This is a genomic window from Flavobacterium sp. IB48, from assembly GCF_016405855.1.
Lineage (GTDB): Bacteria > Bacteroidota > Bacteroidia > Flavobacteriales > Flavobacteriaceae > Flavobacterium > Flavobacterium ginsengisoli.
Window position 1 is genome coordinate 391,749 of the sequence record NZ_JAEFCA010000002.1, and the last position, 17,071, is coordinate 408,819.

Here is a 17,071-nt window from a genome sequence, read left to right on the forward strand (position 1 = left end):
TTCTAAATTTTAATCTATCATTTAATAATCAATTTTTTAGAAACATTAAATCTATTAGAGTTAATTGTCACAATATATATTCCAGCGGTTAAATGATGACTGATTTTTGAAGATGAACTGATTCTGTTTACCAAAACTTTTCTTCCGCTGCTATCAGTAACTGTTACAGTTGCTGTATCACCTGCTTCCAGTTGTGGCAAAACAATATTAAATTCATTATCAAATGAAGGATTTGGATAAATGCTAACTACAGTATTCTCAACCGCAACTTCAACAGGATTCACTTTTTTCGATGTCGAAGTGTTTTGAAACTGCCATTGTGCACTTTCCCAACTATTTTGACCACCAAGATATTGTGCAGAACCATTTAGATTTTCAATATGAATCATTGCTGTTGTCTGCCATCTGTTTTTGATTCTTATCCAGGTTGCGTCTACATTTTCGGAAGACCATTGTGCGCTCCACCAGCTAGACTGACCTGCTGTACATTGTACTGCACCGGTTAAATTCTCAATATGCATTACATCTCCTGTACCTACATTTTTAATCATATAATAAGTGCCATCAATGGCTACTTTTTCCCATTTATAAGTATTGTCTGCAACTGTTGGACCGTATCCTACATTGTTTCCGGCATCATATAAATAATTACCTGTCCATTTGTTTTTAATTGTAAAATAGCTTCCTGTTGCGGCATTTACAGTAATTGCTGCAGTACTCGTTTTATTTCCATCAACTGTTGTTACAGTAATTGTAGCGGTACCTGCTGAAACTGCAGTGACTAATCCTGATGAATTAACCGTTGCCACAGCTGTATTGCTTGAAGTATAATTAACCGATTTATTAGTTGCGTTTGAAGGCAAAACTGTTGGTGTTAGTTGCTGTGTTCCGCCTACCGCTAATGTAGCTGATGAAGGGCTCAAGCTCACACTTGTTACTGCTACATTTGATGAATTTACTGTTATTACAGAAGTAGCCGTTTTATTACCATCCTGAGTCGTTACGGTAATGGTAGCTGATCCCGAAGCAACTGCAGTTACTAAACCTGAACCACTTACTGTCGCAACACCTGTATTATTTGAACTATAACTTACTGTTTTATTGGTAGCATTGGCAGGAGAAACAGAAGGAGTTAATTGCTGTGTAGCACCAACACCTAGAGTTACTGCTCCTGGCGAAAGCGTTACACCTGAAACCGGAACATTTGTAGTTGAGCAGTTTGCGCCCTGTGTCCATGAAAATGTACCAATTGCACTAATTTCTTCATTAGTTGTGGCATTTCCGCCTCTATTAGAATAATTCATATTACAATAGGTACCGTTTCCGCTTGGAGAACCTGCAATAAGCACAAAATAGCCTCTGCCCCAGTTTCTGTTCAATACATTGTTATTTGGATATTCTTTACCAGTTCCGTTAACGGTTATGTCTTTAAAAGAAAGATTATAAATCCCATCTCCTGATCTTTTACTAATAGAAATCGCATCGTTTCTTGAATCTATAATATCAATGCTGTAAAGCTGAACATTCTTAACCTGACTTCCGGCATTCGTAGCACTAAAAATATCAATTGCCGCCACGGGATTATTGTAGGTATCATTAAAAGTTCCGCAGGCTGTTACGGTAATATCATGAATTTCGTGCATACCATCGTTGTTAAATGGTGCTCCCGGAAAATTATTACTTACTCTGATTCCTGCTTCCAAATTGTCTTTGATAATTAAATTGTAGCCTTTGTTGTTTTTCCCTCCATAAATAGCAAGTCCACAAGCGCGCCAACAATTTTCTGAAGTATTGTATCTAAATGTATTATTGATACATTCGAGTCCGTCAGCAGACCAAATCGCCTGATCGTCGTCTCCATTGTTTCTAAAATTACAATGTTCTACAATTGAATTCGCTGTTCCTTTACAAAGATTGATTCCATCGGCATAATTATTTCTAAAACGACAGTGCGATAATGTAAAGCCGTCAGCAATTGCTGGCCCACCAGAATTGTATTGCGCAATCCAAGCACCACATTCAAAATGTTCTGCCCAGATATTTTTTACTATTGAACCACTTGTAAAAACTCCATTTATAGCTTTATAAGAATTACTTCTCGAAGCTGAATTTGTTGTAAGATATAAATCTGTGAACGAAATATTACTTGCATTGGCACGTAATCCGCCATTTAAACTGCTTGTGTTGGTAAAATTAATCTGTGTGTACCACATTCCTGCGCCAATTAGCGAAGTGTTTGCTGAACCAAAATATAATTCTCGGTTAACATTATAAACCCCGCTCGGAACAAATATTTTTTTTCCGCCATTTGCATCAATAAAAGTCTGAAGATCGCTTCCGTTACCTGAATAAGTTACGGCACCTGCAGGAGCTGTAACAGCTGTTGGCACTGGTTCCATTTCTGCAAAGTCAATATGCACATTACCAGATTCTCTCACCAATTTTAATGTTCCGTTTACAGCAATTTTAGCAGGAAGTTTATAACGAACTTCATCAAAACGCATTCTTGGGTTTTGATTCGTAATTCCGTTATTGTTCGGATTTCCGTTGCTCCACAAATATTCCCAAGACCAAGTTGAAGTCAAAGTAAGCGTTGTAAGCTTTGTGTTGCCATTATAAACCCCAATAGTTCCAGATTGCCCGTCAGGAACACTATAACGAATTACTAATCCATCGGCAGCTTCACTTAGCGTCCATTGAACGGTCGCGTTTGTGGCAGACATATTCACACACTGCTGATCTGAAGCTTCTGACTGAAGATCGGCCTGATTGTATGATTTTGTAGTAACTAAAGCACCATTAGACAGTTGACCTAAATTTGCTTCGTACCTCTTATAAGGTGCATCATAATAACCGCGCTGGGCATAGGAACCTGAAGCAAAAAGAAGAAAAAAAAGCCATAATATAACATGGTAATATTGGGCTTTTCTCAAAAAAATAAAATGTAATTTGTTTCTCATAAGTTTTGGTTTATTAAATAGTTAGTGCCTTACAAAAAGGCCATAACGAAACTATACTTAAAAAAGAAATTAAGGTAAAAATGGACAAAAAATCAAGATCTATAAAACGATTTTTTAACTATAAAAACCTGACAATCAATATAATATTTTTTTTTGCCAAAATAAAAAATCAAGAATCAATATAGATGCAAATTTGATAATTTAAGGTTCTGAAAATGAGAATATAAAAAAAATAACCTTCTTTTTTAATCTCATTTGCTTCTAAGAATTTACTTATATCTATTTCTCTAGAATCGTCTGATTAAAAAACTTTATTTTTCTCAATTTGCAAATTCAGCCAAATCTATTTATTACAAAAACAATACATTTTATCCATAAAAAAACCAGTGAATCAACTTCACTGGTTTTCTATTCTTTCATAAATCATCTTCAATTTTAAGATGACTTATAGAACTGAATCTATTTTGTAATGCCAAACATCATGACCAATCTATCATTAAGATAAAAATTAAGCGTTTGATCTGCTACATCAAAACGCAAGTCTTTATTGTTTAAATACGACAACATTTTTTGCTCTGTTTTATTTGCTTCTTCATCAATACATGCCATTCTTGTAGACGCTACTTTATCAAAAGAAATATGATCACCATTAGTTTCATAAGTTCCAGAGAAGTTGTTGCAACCTGAATTTCCGCTTACTTTTTTTTCTGCTGGGTTAAACTTAATAGAAGCTTTTCCGTAATCTTGTCCAACATTTTCTAGTGCAATTAGTTTCCAATTGTTTTTTGCAATAAAACTCCAAAGTTGGTCTTGAGTTGGTATAGAAAATTCCATAACGACTTTGTTCTTAGTGTTTTTGAACTGTACTTTATTGTTTTTCTTTGCGATCTTGAACTTTTTGTTGGTGATCGCTGTGCTAAATTCTTTTTCTAATTTCATGCTTTCGTCATCACAAGCCATTAAAGTTCCCATAGGGGAATTGGTCTTAATTTGATTTTTTGAAGAAAGCTTCGTGTATTTTACGTTGAAATTATTGCATCCGTTTTTACCGCTTATTGTTCCCGTTTCATCATTAATGATAATAAATGCTTTTCCGCTGTTTACCTTTTTTCCATTTAACTGAGTTAAAATCATTTTGGTATTATAAATTCCGTTTTCCTTAGTTACAGGCGTTTTAGAAATTATGCTTTTCAGTTTATATTGGTATGCAGAAGCATCAGCCGGAATAGGTTCTGGTCTTTTGGTTTTCGTAACCAGTATCTCATATCGGTTTCCTTTTTCAAAATTAAAACCTTCAATATGATCATAAAATAATTGCCATTCTTTGTCATTATCATACTTTACCTGCAGACATTCCATTGGGCCAATGCCTGTACATGGCACTTTACTTTCTTTTACAAACATTTTTAAACTTTCCTGACCATATGTAAATGTTGATAATAACACTACTACAAAAACATACATACATTTAAATCTTTTCATTTATTTTAATTTTTTAGAACACCGATTAAGCGCTCTGATTATTCAATGATTTTTTTGCAGGCACGAATTGTGCCACTTTAGAATAAAGGATGTTTTTAACTTTTTTTTATTATCCCTAAATTACGCTTTTTCTTTAACAATCTAACTACTACATACTAATAATCAGTTCATTGTTTTGTATAAGCAAAAAATCATCCTTCTGTTTTAGTTAAGGATGATTTAGTAGGATTTTTTAGTGTATTTAAATTTAATCTGTCAGATATTAATTCTATAATAGATTTAAGATCGAATTAATACAGCTGCTCTTCGAATGTTCAACTGAAAAACTTCTAGCTTTTAAAATAGCAGCGAAAAACCTTTGGTATATTTTATAAACAAATCGATTGCAACCAGAATAATGATAATTAATATAAGAGCTATAAAATAGGTTTTTCTTTGAGCTCTTTTATCAAATTCAAAAGTTTTGGGATTAATAAAATTCTCTGCGTAAACTGCTGGAGAAATTTTTATATGAGGACAAAATAAAGCGGCACCTTGCAAAAAATGAGCAATTAACTGATTTCTATTTTTCGGAATATAAGATAGTCCATTTTCAGCTGTAGAAAAATGAAGAGGAACTTTTACACCATTTTTAAAACCGAAAATATATCCTGGTGAATATTTTGTTCCAATTTTTCGATCAATATCGCTTACATAAGCTTCTTTGCTACGTTCTAAGTCTTTATACAAAATACTTTGAACCGTGCCATTAAATTGGTGATGGTGCAAACCATCTTGATCTACAGCAATCAAAATGACTTTTTTATGCTTCTGACGTTCGTAATTTTTATAAAGTCCCCAAATACCCCAAAGCAGTAAAGGGAAATAGATAAGATCGAATATCATTTCTCTATTAGACAAACTGCTATTGTGCTCCAACTGAATACTTAAAGGAACTCCAACAAATAGAGAAAGCATGGCAAGGCATAAAAGTCCAAACAGTAAATATATTACTACTGTAGCGGTGTTATTGCGCTCTGAAGATATTCTCGGAAAGTTTTCTTTATTATGAATCATTAATTTTATAAACTCTTGAGGAAACAAGCTGGTATTTGTGGTTATTTCTTAGATTGCCAAAATCTGTCTTTCCCTTCTGCAATCCACTCTAGCGATTGTGTAATTCTTTTATTTCTAGTTTCATCTGTCTTGGCATCTGCAATCCAAATAATATAATTTTTACGGAATGACGGCGATTTGCTTTCAAAAATCTCGATCGCTTTGCTGTCCTTTTTTAATGCATCCATAAATTCTTTAGGAGCCACAACTTCTGCAGCAGATTTTTCTTTTACAGGTTTAGGTTTAGCGGTTCCGTTTTCATTTAAAATCATTGCCTCTTTGATATATGCGGTTAATATCTCTTTACTTGGCAACTCCGATAAGTTTTTGATCTTGTCTAAATAGCCAAATTTTTTGCCCGCTTTTACACTTGCTTGAATTTCCTTGTCTTTCATCAATTCAGCTTTATATAAGCTAAAAGAACAATGTTGTTTAAAACCTCCCATCATAACTAAATGATCACCTTTATAAGAATAATGTGGTGTTCCCCATTTAATATTTTCTTCTACATCGGGGCAGGTACTAAAAATTACATCTCGTAAATGGTTTAAAATAGGTTTTGCAAAGTCTGCCATTTTTGCAATGTAAGCTGTAACATCTTTGTTATAATTTCCCATTGATTGAACTATTTAATTTTGTGATAAATTTTCAAAATGTTTTATTATGCTCTAATACAAAATGTTTAACATTATTTTTTCGAGCTCATAACAAATCTACTTAATTGATTATTTAAAATATATCCTATTAAAAATATTTTATAAACATTATTTCATACAATCCTTTAAAATTTGGGATGCAAACTTTATAAAAAATTAAAATCCCATTTCTAATGAAATGGGATTTTAAAAAACTACTTATTTTTTTACTTTAAATATTTTATAAAATAGGAAAAGAATACCTAGCCAAATAGGAATCAATTCTACGGATATCTTCATATTTGTCATCCACATGATGGCTAAAATACCTAGTAAAAATGCAAAACAGATGTAATTGCTTACTGGGTAAAATATTGAAGCAAATTTTGTTTTTGTATTTTCCTCGTCTTTTGCTCGTCTAAATTGCAGATGCGTATACGAAATCATAACCCAGTTAATAACCAAGCAAGAAACTACTAAAGACATTAAAATGCTAAAAGCTTCTTCTGGCATTATTTTATTGATTAAAATACAGATTGCAGCAAAACAGGAAGATATTAAAATAGCATTAACTGGCACTGAGTGTTTGTTTAACTTCTTTAAAAACTTTGGAGCACTGCCTTGATCTGCTAAACCAAATAGCATACGTGAGTTGCTGTATACACTACTGTTATATACAGATAAAGCTGCAGTTAATACAATTAGATTAAGAACATTAGCGATAAGCTTTGTAAAAAAGATTTTCTGGCCAAATAACGTAAATTCCATTCCGTTTAAATTTTGAAAAACCATTACAAACGGACTACTATCTGTGGTAATTTGTCTCCAAGGTGACAAAGCAAATAAAATTACTAATGCACCAACATAAAATATAAGAATTCTATAAATAACCTGATTGGTTGCTTTTGGAATGTTTTTTTCTGGATTTTCTGCTTCAGCAGCGGTTATTCCAATTAGTTCTAGTCCGCCAAAAGAAAACATAATCAGCGCCATTGCAGACAATAAACCTTGGAAATTTCCATTGGCCGTTTTTTCAAAGAAACCTTTTGGAAAAAAACCTCCATCGTTATATAAATTATGAATTGTAGCGTGTTCTCCTCCTGTTCCGCTTATTAGCAAATAAGTTCCAAAAAGAATCATAGCAATAATGGCAACTACTTTTATAATTGAAAACCAAAATTCTGTTTCTCCGTACACTTTTACAGAGGCAAAATTTAAAGCGTTAATAACCAAGAAGAAAAATAAACTGGATGCCCAAAGCGGAATTTCGGGCCACCAAAACTGTACATAAACACCAATTGCTGTAAGTTCTGCCATACTAACCAGAATATATAAAATCCAATAATTCCAACCTGATGCAAAACCAGCAAATGAACCGCAATATTTATAGGCAAAATAGCTAAAACTTCCCGAAACAGGTTCTTCAACAACCATTTCTCCAAGTTGTCTCATTATAAAAAAAGCGATAATTCCGGCAATAGCATATCCTAAAATAACAGACGGTCCCGCTAAAACGGCTGCTGGCCCAATGCCAAGGAAAAGGCCTGTTCCTATAGATCCGCCTAAGGCAATTAACTGAATATGTCGATTAGTGAGTCCACGTTTAAGCTGAGTCTCTTCTGCAGCATCATGATTATTTTTCACAGATTAGATTTTAAAAGGATTTAAATGTTTTTGGAAATGTACAAAAAGCGAAGATAACTTAAAAAAGGAATCGTACAAAGAGTTTGTTAGAATACAAAAACACAAATAAAGAATAATAAAATACTAAAAATAATGTACCTCAAAATATATTTACCGTTATGAGCCTCGTATTTTTCTAATAGCTTCTCGTATCTATTATTAAAAAACAAAATAAAATAATTGGCTAAAAATGCTGGAATAACAAAATACATTAATGCTTCTCTTTTTATCGTTAAGCTTTTTTTTTCATAAAAATCGCCCAATTCTAAAGGTAATATGCTTTTCAAAATTATAGCAATTGTCATAAAATTGATGCATAAAAAAGCGCTCATATACATTATGGTATTAAATTTCCAAAAACCATTATTTGCAATCTTAGATTGTGCAACTGCATCTACACAAATCTTATCGTAAATTTTTATCATTCTTAAAAACTCATTTTAAATACATTTTAAGGTTGCTTTTCTATTGCAACAATTTATATATCAACAATAAACGATAAGTAGTTTTAGGATTTGAGTGGGCCTGATGGAAAATTAGAAACGCTAGAAATCAATGCCAAAGGCTCAACATAATTTGGATTTTTACTGATCTTTCCATCTTTGATAACGTAAGGATGCGTAAGCAATATATCTGTAAGTGTGCTTTGGCTAAAGCTATTGATATCGTACATGCAGATTAAAGATACAGAGTGTTTTGGAGTAAGCAAATTTAGACTGGCCTCATATTCTAAGAGTTCGTCAGTTCCAGGCAAATTCTTGAGCGCCCATACCATATCACCGCAAGCTCTTGTACTTTCGTAACCAGCTCTTGAAGCCGATAATAAAGTTTGTTCTAGCATTTTATACATTTTTTCAGCCGCAAAAGTGCCATCCTTAATATATGTATTTTCAGAAGCCAGAACTTCAAATTGACCACTCGAAAGTTTTTCGGTAATAGATACTCCATTATTGGTAAGGCAACGGCAATGTTCACTATGACGATTTCCTTCAAGAATGTTAATTACTTTTTCATTCTTTTCTAATCCTTCCAAAATGTACGGAATGATTACCTCATATTGCTGTTCTTTGGAATCGAAAAAACCGCAAATGTGCATTGGAGCCGACAAAGATTCTCCACAGACTGAAAAAGATGTTTGTTTATTCATACATCAAATATATATAATTAATTTTCGTCAGTGCAATTTTTCTCTTTTAACAAATCAACAAAAGTCTATATTCGCCATCATTTTCCTTTGGCGCTCTATGAATACAAGGCTGTACTTGCTGTTTTGGATGATCAACAGCCAAACGCCAAAGATGCATTTGCCCTAAATTAATAGGTTTTGCATCCTCCTGAAGCTGATAATGCAAATCAAAGTAGTTCTCTTTTAAAAAGTCTTCGAACTCTGCTTCTGCTCCATCATGCAATTCTTTTAGTTTTGTTCTAATTTCTGGAATTAGAATTTTCTGCTTTGCTTGATCATTAGCTACAATATCGCTTGCTGCTCCGTGATAGGTACACAAAAAAGTATCTGTTGCAATTGGAGAACGATCGACATGAAATGAATATACGTCAGTAGATATGAAATCGAACTCGTCGTCGCGTTCGTAGCACTTTAATAAATTAAGAGAAGGCGAAGCTCCAAAATCAGTTAACAATTGCAAATCGTTTAAGATAATTTCCCTTGCTATATTTCCTTTTTCTGATAATTGAAGCGCGATTAAGTCTTCTGGAAATACTTCTGTTATATTTTCTTTTAAAATCAATTGGTTTACAATCTCTTGAAAATCGCCATCCAAATTTCTGTACCAGCATAACGCATTCATTTCTCCTTTGAAATCGGTATTTATAAGCTCAGAGAAAGTAGAGACTACACCTATTTGGCTGTTGGAAGAAAATGCATTATTCATAATTTGGATATTAAGATCAATTACAAAAATATGCAATAGCAATTACTTTTAAAATCTTTACACTTCTAATTTCATGTATTCGATTGCCATAGCTTTTCAATCGTAAATAACCATGAAATCAGGTATTGCTTTCTGCTTTTGAGGTTGGTAAATTTGCTATGAACTCAAAAAAATATATGATGAAATGTAGTAATATTGATGATTTTAAAGCAATGAAATCATTTTCTTTTAAAAATAAAACAGTACATTTTGCAAAACAGCTTTTTTATGTTTCCATTCTTTCGATACTTTTCTCAGCTTGTTCGAGCAATGACAATGAATCGAATAACAATCAATCTGAATATTATTTTAAAGCCACTTTAGACGGCCGCAAAATAAATTATTATGATGCCAATTTTCAGTTCAGCGGTAATAATGGACGTTTTGAACACATTATAATTGGAGGATTTGAAACACCGTATCCTAAAACTCCTGGCCAGCTCGCGCCCAACTCATTAGATTTTGAAATATGGAGAACAGGAGGAAATATTGCTGAAGGAACTTATTCTACTCCTCTCGAACCAGAAATGATTGCTCGATATGCTGTTCAAACAAAAGAGGGAACTATTGTTTATAACACTTCAATTGCTGATGACGTTTTTACAGTAAAAATTGAATCTATTAGCGAAAAAGGCATTAAAGGTACATTTTCTGGAAAGCTAAGAAATATGGATTCAGGAGTAGTCGTAGAAGTTACTGAAGGATCTTTTTATCTTCCTGATTCAGTTTTAGTTAATCCATCATAAGATCTTCAAAAAAGAAAAGGTGTCTGAACTTCAAACACCTTTCTTTCGCTTTTACTATTTTATCTCTTTAAAGCTTAATATTTATTAATGTAAACTGTTTTCTTGTTTACAAATTCTTGAATGCCATCTTGCGAAAGTTCACGTCCATAACCTGAATTTTTAGTTCCGCCAAAAGGCAATCTCTGATCACTTTTTACCAGTTCATTTACAAATACCGCCCCTTCGTCAAATTTTGGAATTAATCGGAATGCTTTCTCAAAATCTTCTGTAAAAATTGTGACGCCAAGTCCGAAAGCACTGCTGTTTGAAAGTGCAACAGCTTCTTTTTCTTCTTTGAAAGTCGTAATTCCAATCAACGGACCAAAAACTTCCTCTTTAAAAATCAACATATCTGTAGTAACCTTTCCAACAACAGTAGGCTCGAAATAAGCTTGATTTCTTTTACCGCCAAGCAAAACTTCTCCTCCTTTATTTAATGCATCTTGAAGTTGTTTTTCTAATTCTTCAGCAAGGTCAACACGCGCCATAGTGCCTATTGTTGTTTCTTCACTCAAAGGATCTCCCGAACGAAGTTTACTGACTTCTTCTATAAAAGCTTTTGTAAACTCTGTTGCAATAGAAGATTCTACAAGCAAACGTTTTCCTGCAATACAGCTTTGCCCTGCATTCTGAAAACGTGCTTGAACGCAAGTTTTAACAGTTTTCTGCAAGTTGCAATCTGCAAAAACGACCAAAGCATTACTTCCTCCTAGTTCTAAAACTGTTTTTTTAATTTCATTTCCAGCATTAGCTGCCACCGCTCTTCCTGCTGCTTCACTTCCTGTAAGTGTAACTGCTTTAACTTTAGGATTTTTAATGATTTCTTCTACCATTTTACTTCCAATCGGTAGATTCGTAAAACATCCCGCAGGAAAGCCGGCTCTTTCGAATATTTTTTCAATACTGATAGCGCTTTTCATGACATTGCTAGCATGTTTTAAAATCGCAACATTACCTGCCATTAACGCTGGAACTGCAAAACGCATAACTTGCCAGAACGGATAATTCCAGGGCATAATAGCCAAAACAATGCCTATTGGTTCGTAACTTACATAACTCTTATATGCTTCGGTTTCTATTATTTTATCAGCAAGCATTTTGGGAGCGTTCTCTGCATAATAATCGCATAAGGCGGCACATTTTTCTACTTCTGCTATTGACTGAGTGATTGGTTTTCCCATTTCTTGAGTAATAACTTCGCCATACGCTCGGGAATTTTTTTTAAGTTCCTGACCAACGGCTTTCATTAAAACTGCACGTTCAGAAAAGGGAATTTCTTTCCAAATCTTATATTGAGCGTCTGCTTTATCAATTGCATTTTCAACGTCTTTTTTATCAAATTCGGCAACCTCATGTACAATCTCTTGGTTATAAGGGTTTATAGACTTAATCATAATTGTATTTTTTTAAAAACGATATAAAAGGTACAATTTATTTTAATTTTTAGATTGTGTAAAGTCTATTATTTTTTGAATAAGTCTTTTTTCTAAAACACAAATAGCTTTACAATGATCCTGCTTTTACAAAAGTCTGCCAGCCGCGCATGGTTTCAATAAAACGTTCGCTCAATCCTCCTTGCCTTAAATAATCTGCCATTACAGGCAATTGCGGACTGTCGTACATTGGATTTGCTTTTACCTGAAGCGGAAAATCTCTCTGAAGAATCGCTGCGCGGGCAATAAGTACAAAATCGCAGCCTTCATCTAAAAGTTCTCCTGCACGCTGTGCACTCATAATTTTTCCGGCTGCACCTAGACGAACTCCTTTGCGGGGAATTTCAGTAAAAACACTCAACATGGTTTTTCCTTTAAAAGTTCCTTCACGAACTATTTGAGCTGAATCCCACAAAGCGAGATCTAAATAATCAATTAATTCACGATCAAAAATATCGGCCGTTACTTCTCGCAATTCTTCCAAAAGCAGTCCGTAACGTTCAATAGACAATCGCCAGCCAATCTGAAAGTTAGGTCCACAAGCTTTGCGAATTCCTTCGATTACTTCTATGGTAAAGCGGGCTCGGTTTTCTAGGCTTCCACCATACTTATCTGTACGATCGTTTAAATTCGGAGACATAAACTCAGAGAGAATCCATCCAAAAGCTCCATGAACTGAGATTCCGTCAAAACCTGCTATTTGCGCTCTTTTTGCCGCAGCGATAAAACTATCACGAATCCGTTCTACTTCTTCGGTCGTTATTGCCTTAATTCCTTCTATCGTTTTGCTCGACGCTGGAGCTGGTATTCCGCCAATTGAAGGTTTTGCGCGATGTCCGGCATGATGCAATTGCACCGCCGACAATGCGCCACCATCACGAATCGCCGACGCCATTTTGGTCAATCCAGACAAATGATTATCACTATGAATTCCTAATTGTCGTTCAAAAGCGATACCTCCTGCTTCTACCGTAGAAGCACTGGTTTGAATTAATCCGTATCCGCCTTGCGCAAGCTGTTCCATCCAATATTGATCGTATTCAGATGCAGTGCCATCATATTCACTTTGCTGGCTGGTTAAAGGAGCTAACATAAAACGGTTTCTCATTGCAGGGCCGTGCAGCAATGTAAGCGGTTTAAATAAATCAGAAACAGACATATTGTTTATTTTTTTAAGTTCTACTTATTATTATCGAATGCAAAGTTGTCGAGATAATCATTTGAGATAAATGGATGATTTTTACTTTATAATGGACATTTATAATTGAGATATAACAAAATGAAAATTCTCCATCATAAAGTAAATTTCCTCCATTCTCTAGCGGATAATGCTGTCAGATCTTTGCCTTGTTCATAAAAACAATTCAAAATGAAAAAAACAGCTATTATTATTCTTTCTGATCCAAAAGCGGGTTCAGAAGAAGCTTTAGGACGTGTATTCAATGCTTTAGCATCGGCTTATGAATTCAAACACGAAGGTCAAGATGTAAAAATTATTTTTCAAGGTACTGGTATAAGATGGCCAGAACAACTTGAAAAACCTGAGCATCCCGTTAATGCTCTTTATAAAGAAGTAAAAGATCATGTTCACGGACTTTCTAAAGGATGTGTTGCAGTATTTGGCACTGAAGTGTCTGGCTATGAATTGCTAAAAGACAATGAAGTTCCTGGAACTCCTGGTCTTCCTAGTTTTGTAAATCTTAAAAAAGAAGGTTACGAAATTTTGATTTTCTAAACTAAAAACTGCCCTCGAAAATAAAAAAGAGGGCAGTTTTTACATCATCTAAAAATTAGATGGAATACAAAAGAACGCTTAAAATTGTTCCTTTTTTGAGTAATTTAGCGTAGTATGAATACTCCATAAAATCAACATTTAAGTCATAAAGTTATGCAAGAAGATTTTCAATATTACATGAATCAATGTTTGGATTTAGCCAAGAGTGCTTTAAAAGCTGGAAATCCGCCTGTTGGCGCGTTGATTGTATTGGATGGAAAAATAATTGGAACGGGCATAGAATCTGGAAAATCAACTGGAGATATAACCAATCATGCGGAAATATTAGCTGTTAGAGATGCTTTAAAAAACGGATATTCAGATAATCTCCATTTGGCTCGTATGTATACTACTCATGAACCCTGCATTATGTGTTCGTACATGATTCGCCATCATAAAATTGCTGCAATAATTTATGGCACATCTGTTCCTTATGTCGGAGGTTTTACTTCCCAGTTTAATATTCTTTCTACAGAAGATGTTTCAAAATGGGAAAATAAACCGCAAATAATTGGTGACGTGTGCATTGAAGAATGCAACAAACTCAATGCGCAATTTTTAGAGCTAATAAACAAACACTAAAAACATGCTATCTCAATCTGTATATACTCTAGTTAATCAGCAAAACGGAAACTTATCCTTCAAAGTGTTTGAGTTTGACAATAGCAGTTATTTTGATCATATTCAGCGAAATAATTATTTTACTATAATCATAATTACATCTGGAGAAGGATTAGCAAAAGTTGATCTTAGCGAATATTCGTTTCAAGAAAACACTTTATTTGCGTTTTATCCCTATCAGCCTTTTATGCTTGCTTCAGAAAAACCGCTGACTGGCATTTCTATTCAGTTTCATCATGATTTTTTCTGCATTTACAAACATCATAAAGAAATTGCATCAAACGGAATTTTATTTAATAATGTGTATCAGCAGCCTTTTATCTTTTTGGATCAAAATAATAAACAGACGCTTCTTAATATTGTCAAAGAAATTGTTAACGAACTAAAAATGGAAGCTTTAAGAAAAGATGAAGTTTTGGTTTCTTACTTAAAAATATTTCTGGTTTTTGCTACTCGAATAAAACTAGAACAACAATCTATAAAAGAAGTAAACATTACTGATAAACAGCTTTTTATTGTTCAGAATTTACGAAATGCGATTGAAGATAATTTTAGAACAAAACATTCTGCAAGCGAATATGCAGATATGCTGCATGTAACGCCAGTTGTTTTAGCGCGTGCTGCAAAAAATCATTTCAATATGACTCTTTCAGATTTAATAACCGAAAGGATTATTGTTGAAGCAAAAAGAGAACTGTATCTAACCAACAAAACTGTCAAAGAGATTGCCTACGAATTGGGCTATGATGATGAATATTATTTCAGCAGAGTATTTAAAGGCAAAACCGATATATCTCCACAATTATACAGAGATACTATTGGTTTTAATAGAGGGACATTATCATAAAATAGTATAAAAAAACAAAGTTATTATTTCGACAAAATATACTATCACTAAATTTTGAATCAAAAATTCCCTAAAAAATAATAAGATTCTAAATTAGCAGTACTGTTTAATATCAATACCATATTTCCGCCAATTTATAGAATCCCGTCGTTGTTTTTATGGCATCGTTTGTTTAAATTTGTGACTCTTATGAAAAATTGGTGCACTAAATTTTTACTTTCAATTGTCATTCTCTTAAATGGATATGGCAATGTTTATGCACACAATAACATTGTTTTATATAAAAAGTTTTCGTTCTGTACACTTATAGATCATACTCAAAGTGAATCTAAATTAAATCGAGGACGTTCATTTGAATCTTTTAAAAGAAAAATATGTCTTTTCGATAATGAAGAAAACGAAGATAATTTTTCGGCTACTCAAAAACAGGTTGTAAAAAACAACTACTTTTTAATTTTTCACAGTAGTAATCATTTTGTCGTTTCTGCGACTGCTTTTACTCAAAAAGTAAATGACTGCAAAATTTTCAGTTTACTTGACAATAAAGTATATCTGTTATTTCAGGTTTTTAGAATTTGATTTTTAACGCTATTGCTAGCCAATAGCCAATCACTTTATAGTTTTATCCTCTGTATTCTTTAGTTAGATAATAGACGGATATGAACTTATATGGTCTATTCCCAAAGGCCTTTTTATCTAAAATCAAAAATAAATTACGTTTTAATGCTGAAATAATTATGAAGAGAATTTTCATGATCATGACTTTATGCGCCTTAGTTTTTGCGGGCTGCAATTCTAAAAAGGAAGAAGAAAAAGAAGAAAAAACCAAATTTCTGGTTACAAATCCAATCGAAAAAGATACTACCATTACGAAAGATTATGTATCGCAAATACATTCTATTCAACATATTGAGATAAGAGCTCAAGAGCGCGGTTATCTTGAAAAAATATATGTAGACGAAGGACAAATGGTAAAAAAAGGTCAGCTGCTATTTAAAATCATGCCTGCTCTTTATGAAGCCGAATTAAAAAAATCAAAAGCTGAAGTAAGTTTCAGTTCAATTGAATATCAAAACGCTAAAAAATTAGCTGATGAAAAGGTAGTTTCTCCAAATGAGCTGGCAATGGCAAAAGCTAAATTAGAAAAAGCAAATGCTGAAATGGCTTTAAGCAAAGTTCATCTTCAGTTTACAGAAATCAGAGCGCCTTTTGACGGAATCATTGACAAGTTTCACGTACGTCAGGGAAGTTTAGTTGATGAAGGAGAATTGCTTACAGAATTGGCAGATAACAGCTCAATGTGGGTATATTATAACGTTCCAGAATCTGAATATTTAGATTATCAGGAAAAGACAGGAAAAAGCGGTAAAATGAAAGTCAATCTTTTAATGGCTAACAACAAAAAATTCCAATATCCTGGAGTTGTAGAAACCATTGAAGCCGATTTTGACAATGAAACCGGAAACATTCCATTTAGAGCCACTTTTCCTAATCCAAAAAGATTATTAAGACATGGAGAAACAGGAAGCATTCAAATGCCTATCGAACTTAAAAATGCTATGCTAATACCTCAAAAAGCGACATTTGAAGTTTTAGACAAAAAATATGTGTATGTAATTGATAAAAATAATGCTGTAAAATCTAGAGAGATTGTTATTGCTGCCGAAATGCCTCACCTATTTGTAATAAAGGAAGGCTTGTCTCTTAATGATAAAATACTTTTAGAAGGACTTCGTCTTGTAAAAGAAAATCAAAAAATAGACTACGAAGTGGTAAAACCGCAATCGGTTATGTCCAATTTAGAGCTGTATGCAGAATAACCGAA

General features: G+C 33.5%; 16 protein-coding genes. 6 read left to right on the forward strand and 10 right to left on the reverse strand.

Going from position 1 to position 17,071, the window contains the following annotated elements:
* Window positions 1–17: 17 nt before the first annotated feature.
* The 8 genes from JC605_RS08815 to JC605_RS08850 form a co-directional block, all read right to left on the reverse strand.
* Window positions 18–2,960 (reverse strand): Ig-like domain-containing protein, encoded by a 2,943-nt coding sequence (locus tag JC605_RS08815; RefSeq protein WP_198855818.1) that lies wholly within the window; start codon window positions 2,958–2,960, stop codon window positions 18–20.
* 459 nt (window positions 2,961–3,419) lie between these two features.
* Window positions 3,420–4,442, reverse strand: a complete 1,023-nt coding sequence (locus JC605_RS08820) for an META domain-containing protein (protein ID WP_198855819.1) — start codon at window positions 4,440–4,442, stop codon at window positions 3,420–3,422.
* A 336-nt stretch (window positions 4,443–4,778) separates the two neighbouring features.
* Window positions 4,779–5,498: a hypothetical protein gene (locus JC605_RS08825; protein WP_198855820.1), complete on the reverse strand. Its 720-nt coding sequence runs from the start codon at window positions 5,496–5,498 to the stop codon at window positions 4,779–4,781.
* Between the two features lie 41 nt (window positions 5,499–5,539).
* Complete coding sequence (locus JC605_RS08830; protein WP_198855821.1) at window positions 5,540–6,154, reverse strand: YdeI/OmpD-associated family protein; 615 nt, start codon at window positions 6,152–6,154, stop codon at window positions 5,540–5,542.
* A 237-nt stretch (window positions 6,155–6,391) separates the two neighbouring features.
* Window positions 6,392–7,816, reverse strand: a complete 1,425-nt coding sequence (locus tag JC605_RS08835; RefSeq protein ID WP_198855822.1) for an amino acid permease — start codon at window positions 7,814–7,816, stop codon at window positions 6,392–6,394.
* Between the two features lie 86 nt (window positions 7,817–7,902).
* Entirely contained in the window at window positions 7,903–8,280 is a 378-nt protein-coding gene (locus JC605_RS08840) for a hypothetical protein (protein ID WP_198855823.1), read from the reverse strand.
* 83 nt (window positions 8,281–8,363) lie between these two features.
* Entirely contained in the window at window positions 8,364–9,002 is a 639-nt protein-coding gene (locus JC605_RS08845) for an MEDS domain-containing protein (protein WP_198855824.1), read from the reverse strand.
* A gap of 46 nt (window positions 9,003–9,048) precedes the next feature.
* Complete coding sequence (locus JC605_RS08850) at window positions 9,049–9,747, reverse strand: DUF1826 domain-containing protein (RefSeq protein WP_198855825.1); 699 nt, start codon at window positions 9,745–9,747, stop codon at window positions 9,049–9,051.
* 176 nt (window positions 9,748–9,923) lie between these two features.
* Here JC605_RS08850 and JC605_RS08855 point away from each other — a divergent pair, with 176 nt between their 5' ends.
* Complete coding sequence (locus JC605_RS08855; protein WP_198855826.1) at window positions 9,924–10,532, forward strand: hypothetical protein; 609 nt, start codon at window positions 9,924–9,926, stop codon at window positions 10,530–10,532.
* 74 nt (window positions 10,533–10,606) lie between these two features.
* Here JC605_RS08855 and JC605_RS08860 read toward each other — a convergent pair whose 3' ends face one another.
* Both JC605_RS08860 and JC605_RS08865 read right to left on the reverse strand, forming a co-directional pair.
* On the reverse strand, window positions 10,607–11,965 hold the full coding sequence (locus tag JC605_RS08860) for an NAD-dependent succinate-semialdehyde dehydrogenase (RefSeq protein ID WP_198855827.1): 1,359 nt from the start codon (window positions 11,963–11,965) through the stop codon (window positions 10,607–10,609).
* 109 nt (window positions 11,966–12,074) lie between these two features.
* Entirely contained in the window at window positions 12,075–13,163 is a 1,089-nt protein-coding gene (locus JC605_RS08865) for an NADH:flavin oxidoreductase (protein ID WP_198855828.1), read from the reverse strand.
* Between the two features lie 210 nt (window positions 13,164–13,373).
* Between JC605_RS08865 and JC605_RS08870 the strand changes: the two genes are divergently transcribed.
* The 5 genes from JC605_RS08870 to JC605_RS08890 all read left to right on the forward strand — a co-directional run bounded on the left by JC605_RS08870 (window position 13,374) and on the right by JC605_RS08890 (window position 17,066).
* Window positions 13,374–13,739, forward strand: coding sequence for a DsrE family protein (locus tag JC605_RS08870; protein ID WP_198855829.1), 366 nt, complete (start codon window positions 13,374–13,376; stop codon window positions 13,737–13,739).
* A gap of 153 nt (window positions 13,740–13,892) precedes the next feature.
* The gene (locus tag JC605_RS08875) at window positions 13,893–14,360 is read left to right on the forward strand and encodes a nucleoside deaminase (RefSeq protein WP_198855830.1); all 468 of its coding nucleotides are present in this window, start codon (window positions 13,893–13,895) and stop codon (window positions 14,358–14,360) included.
* Window positions 14,361–14,364: 4 nt separating this feature from the next.
* The gene (locus JC605_RS08880) at window positions 14,365–15,246 is read left to right on the forward strand and encodes an AraC family transcriptional regulator (RefSeq protein ID WP_198855831.1); all 882 of its coding nucleotides are present in this window, start codon (window positions 14,365–14,367) and stop codon (window positions 15,244–15,246) included.
* A 189-nt stretch (window positions 15,247–15,435) separates the two neighbouring features.
* Window positions 15,436–15,825 (forward strand): hypothetical protein, encoded by a 390-nt coding sequence (locus tag JC605_RS08885; protein ID WP_198855832.1) that lies wholly within the window; start codon window positions 15,436–15,438, stop codon window positions 15,823–15,825.
* A 158-nt stretch (window positions 15,826–15,983) separates the two neighbouring features.
* Window positions 15,984–17,066 carry an efflux RND transporter periplasmic adaptor subunit gene (locus JC605_RS08890; protein WP_198855833.1) on the forward strand — a complete coding sequence of 361 codons (1,083 nt, stop codon included), beginning with the start codon at window positions 15,984–15,986 and terminating at the stop codon, window positions 17,064–17,066.
* Window positions 17,067–17,071 lie beyond the last annotated feature (5 nt).

Coding starts and splice junctions, on each gene's coding strand:
- JC605_RS08875 (WP_198855830.1), top strand. CDS start 13,893: ATGCAAGAAGATTTTCAATATTACATGAATCAATGTTTGGATTTAGCC.
- JC605_RS08850 (WP_198855825.1), bottom strand. CDS start 9,747: ATGAATAATGCATTTTCTTCCAACAGCCAAATAGGTGTAGTCTCTACT.
- JC605_RS08840 (WP_198855823.1), bottom strand. CDS start 8,280: ATGATAAAAATTTACGATAAGATTTGTGTAGATGCAGTTGCACAATCT.
- JC605_RS08880 (WP_198855831.1), top strand. CDS start 14,365: ATGCTATCTCAATCTGTATATACTCTAGTTAATCAGCAAAACGGAAAC.
- JC605_RS08825 (WP_198855820.1), bottom strand. CDS start 5,498: ATGATTCATAATAAAGAAAACTTTCCGAGAATATCTTCAGAGCGCAAT.
- JC605_RS08845 (WP_198855824.1), bottom strand. CDS start 9,002: ATGAATAAACAAACATCTTTTTCAGTCTGTGGAGAATCTTTGTCGGCT.
- JC605_RS08870 (WP_198855829.1), top strand. CDS start 13,374: ATGAAAAAAACAGCTATTATTATTCTTTCTGATCCAAAAGCGGGTTCA.
- JC605_RS08890 (WP_198855833.1), top strand. CDS start 15,984: ATGAAGAGAATTTTCATGATCATGACTTTATGCGCCTTAGTTTTTGCG.
- JC605_RS08820 (WP_198855819.1), bottom strand. CDS start 4,442: ATGAAAAGATTTAAATGTATGTATGTTTTTGTAGTAGTGTTATTATCA.
- JC605_RS08885 (WP_198855832.1), top strand. CDS start 15,436: ATGAAAAATTGGTGCACTAAATTTTTACTTTCAATTGTCATTCTCTTA.
- JC605_RS08865 (WP_198855828.1), bottom strand. CDS start 13,163: ATGTCTGTTTCTGATTTATTTAAACCGCTTACATTGCTGCACGGCCCT.
- JC605_RS08830 (WP_198855821.1), bottom strand. CDS start 6,154: ATGGGAAATTATAACAAAGATGTTACAGCTTACATTGCAAAAATGGCA.
- JC605_RS08860 (WP_198855827.1), bottom strand. CDS start 11,965: ATGATTAAGTCTATAAACCCTTATAACCAAGAGATTGTACATGAGGTT.
- JC605_RS08815 (WP_198855818.1), bottom strand. CDS start 2,960: ATGAGAAACAAATTACATTTTATTTTTTTGAGAAAAGCCCAATATTAC.
- JC605_RS08855 (WP_198855826.1), top strand. CDS start 9,924: ATGATGAAATGTAGTAATATTGATGATTTTAAAGCAATGAAATCATTT.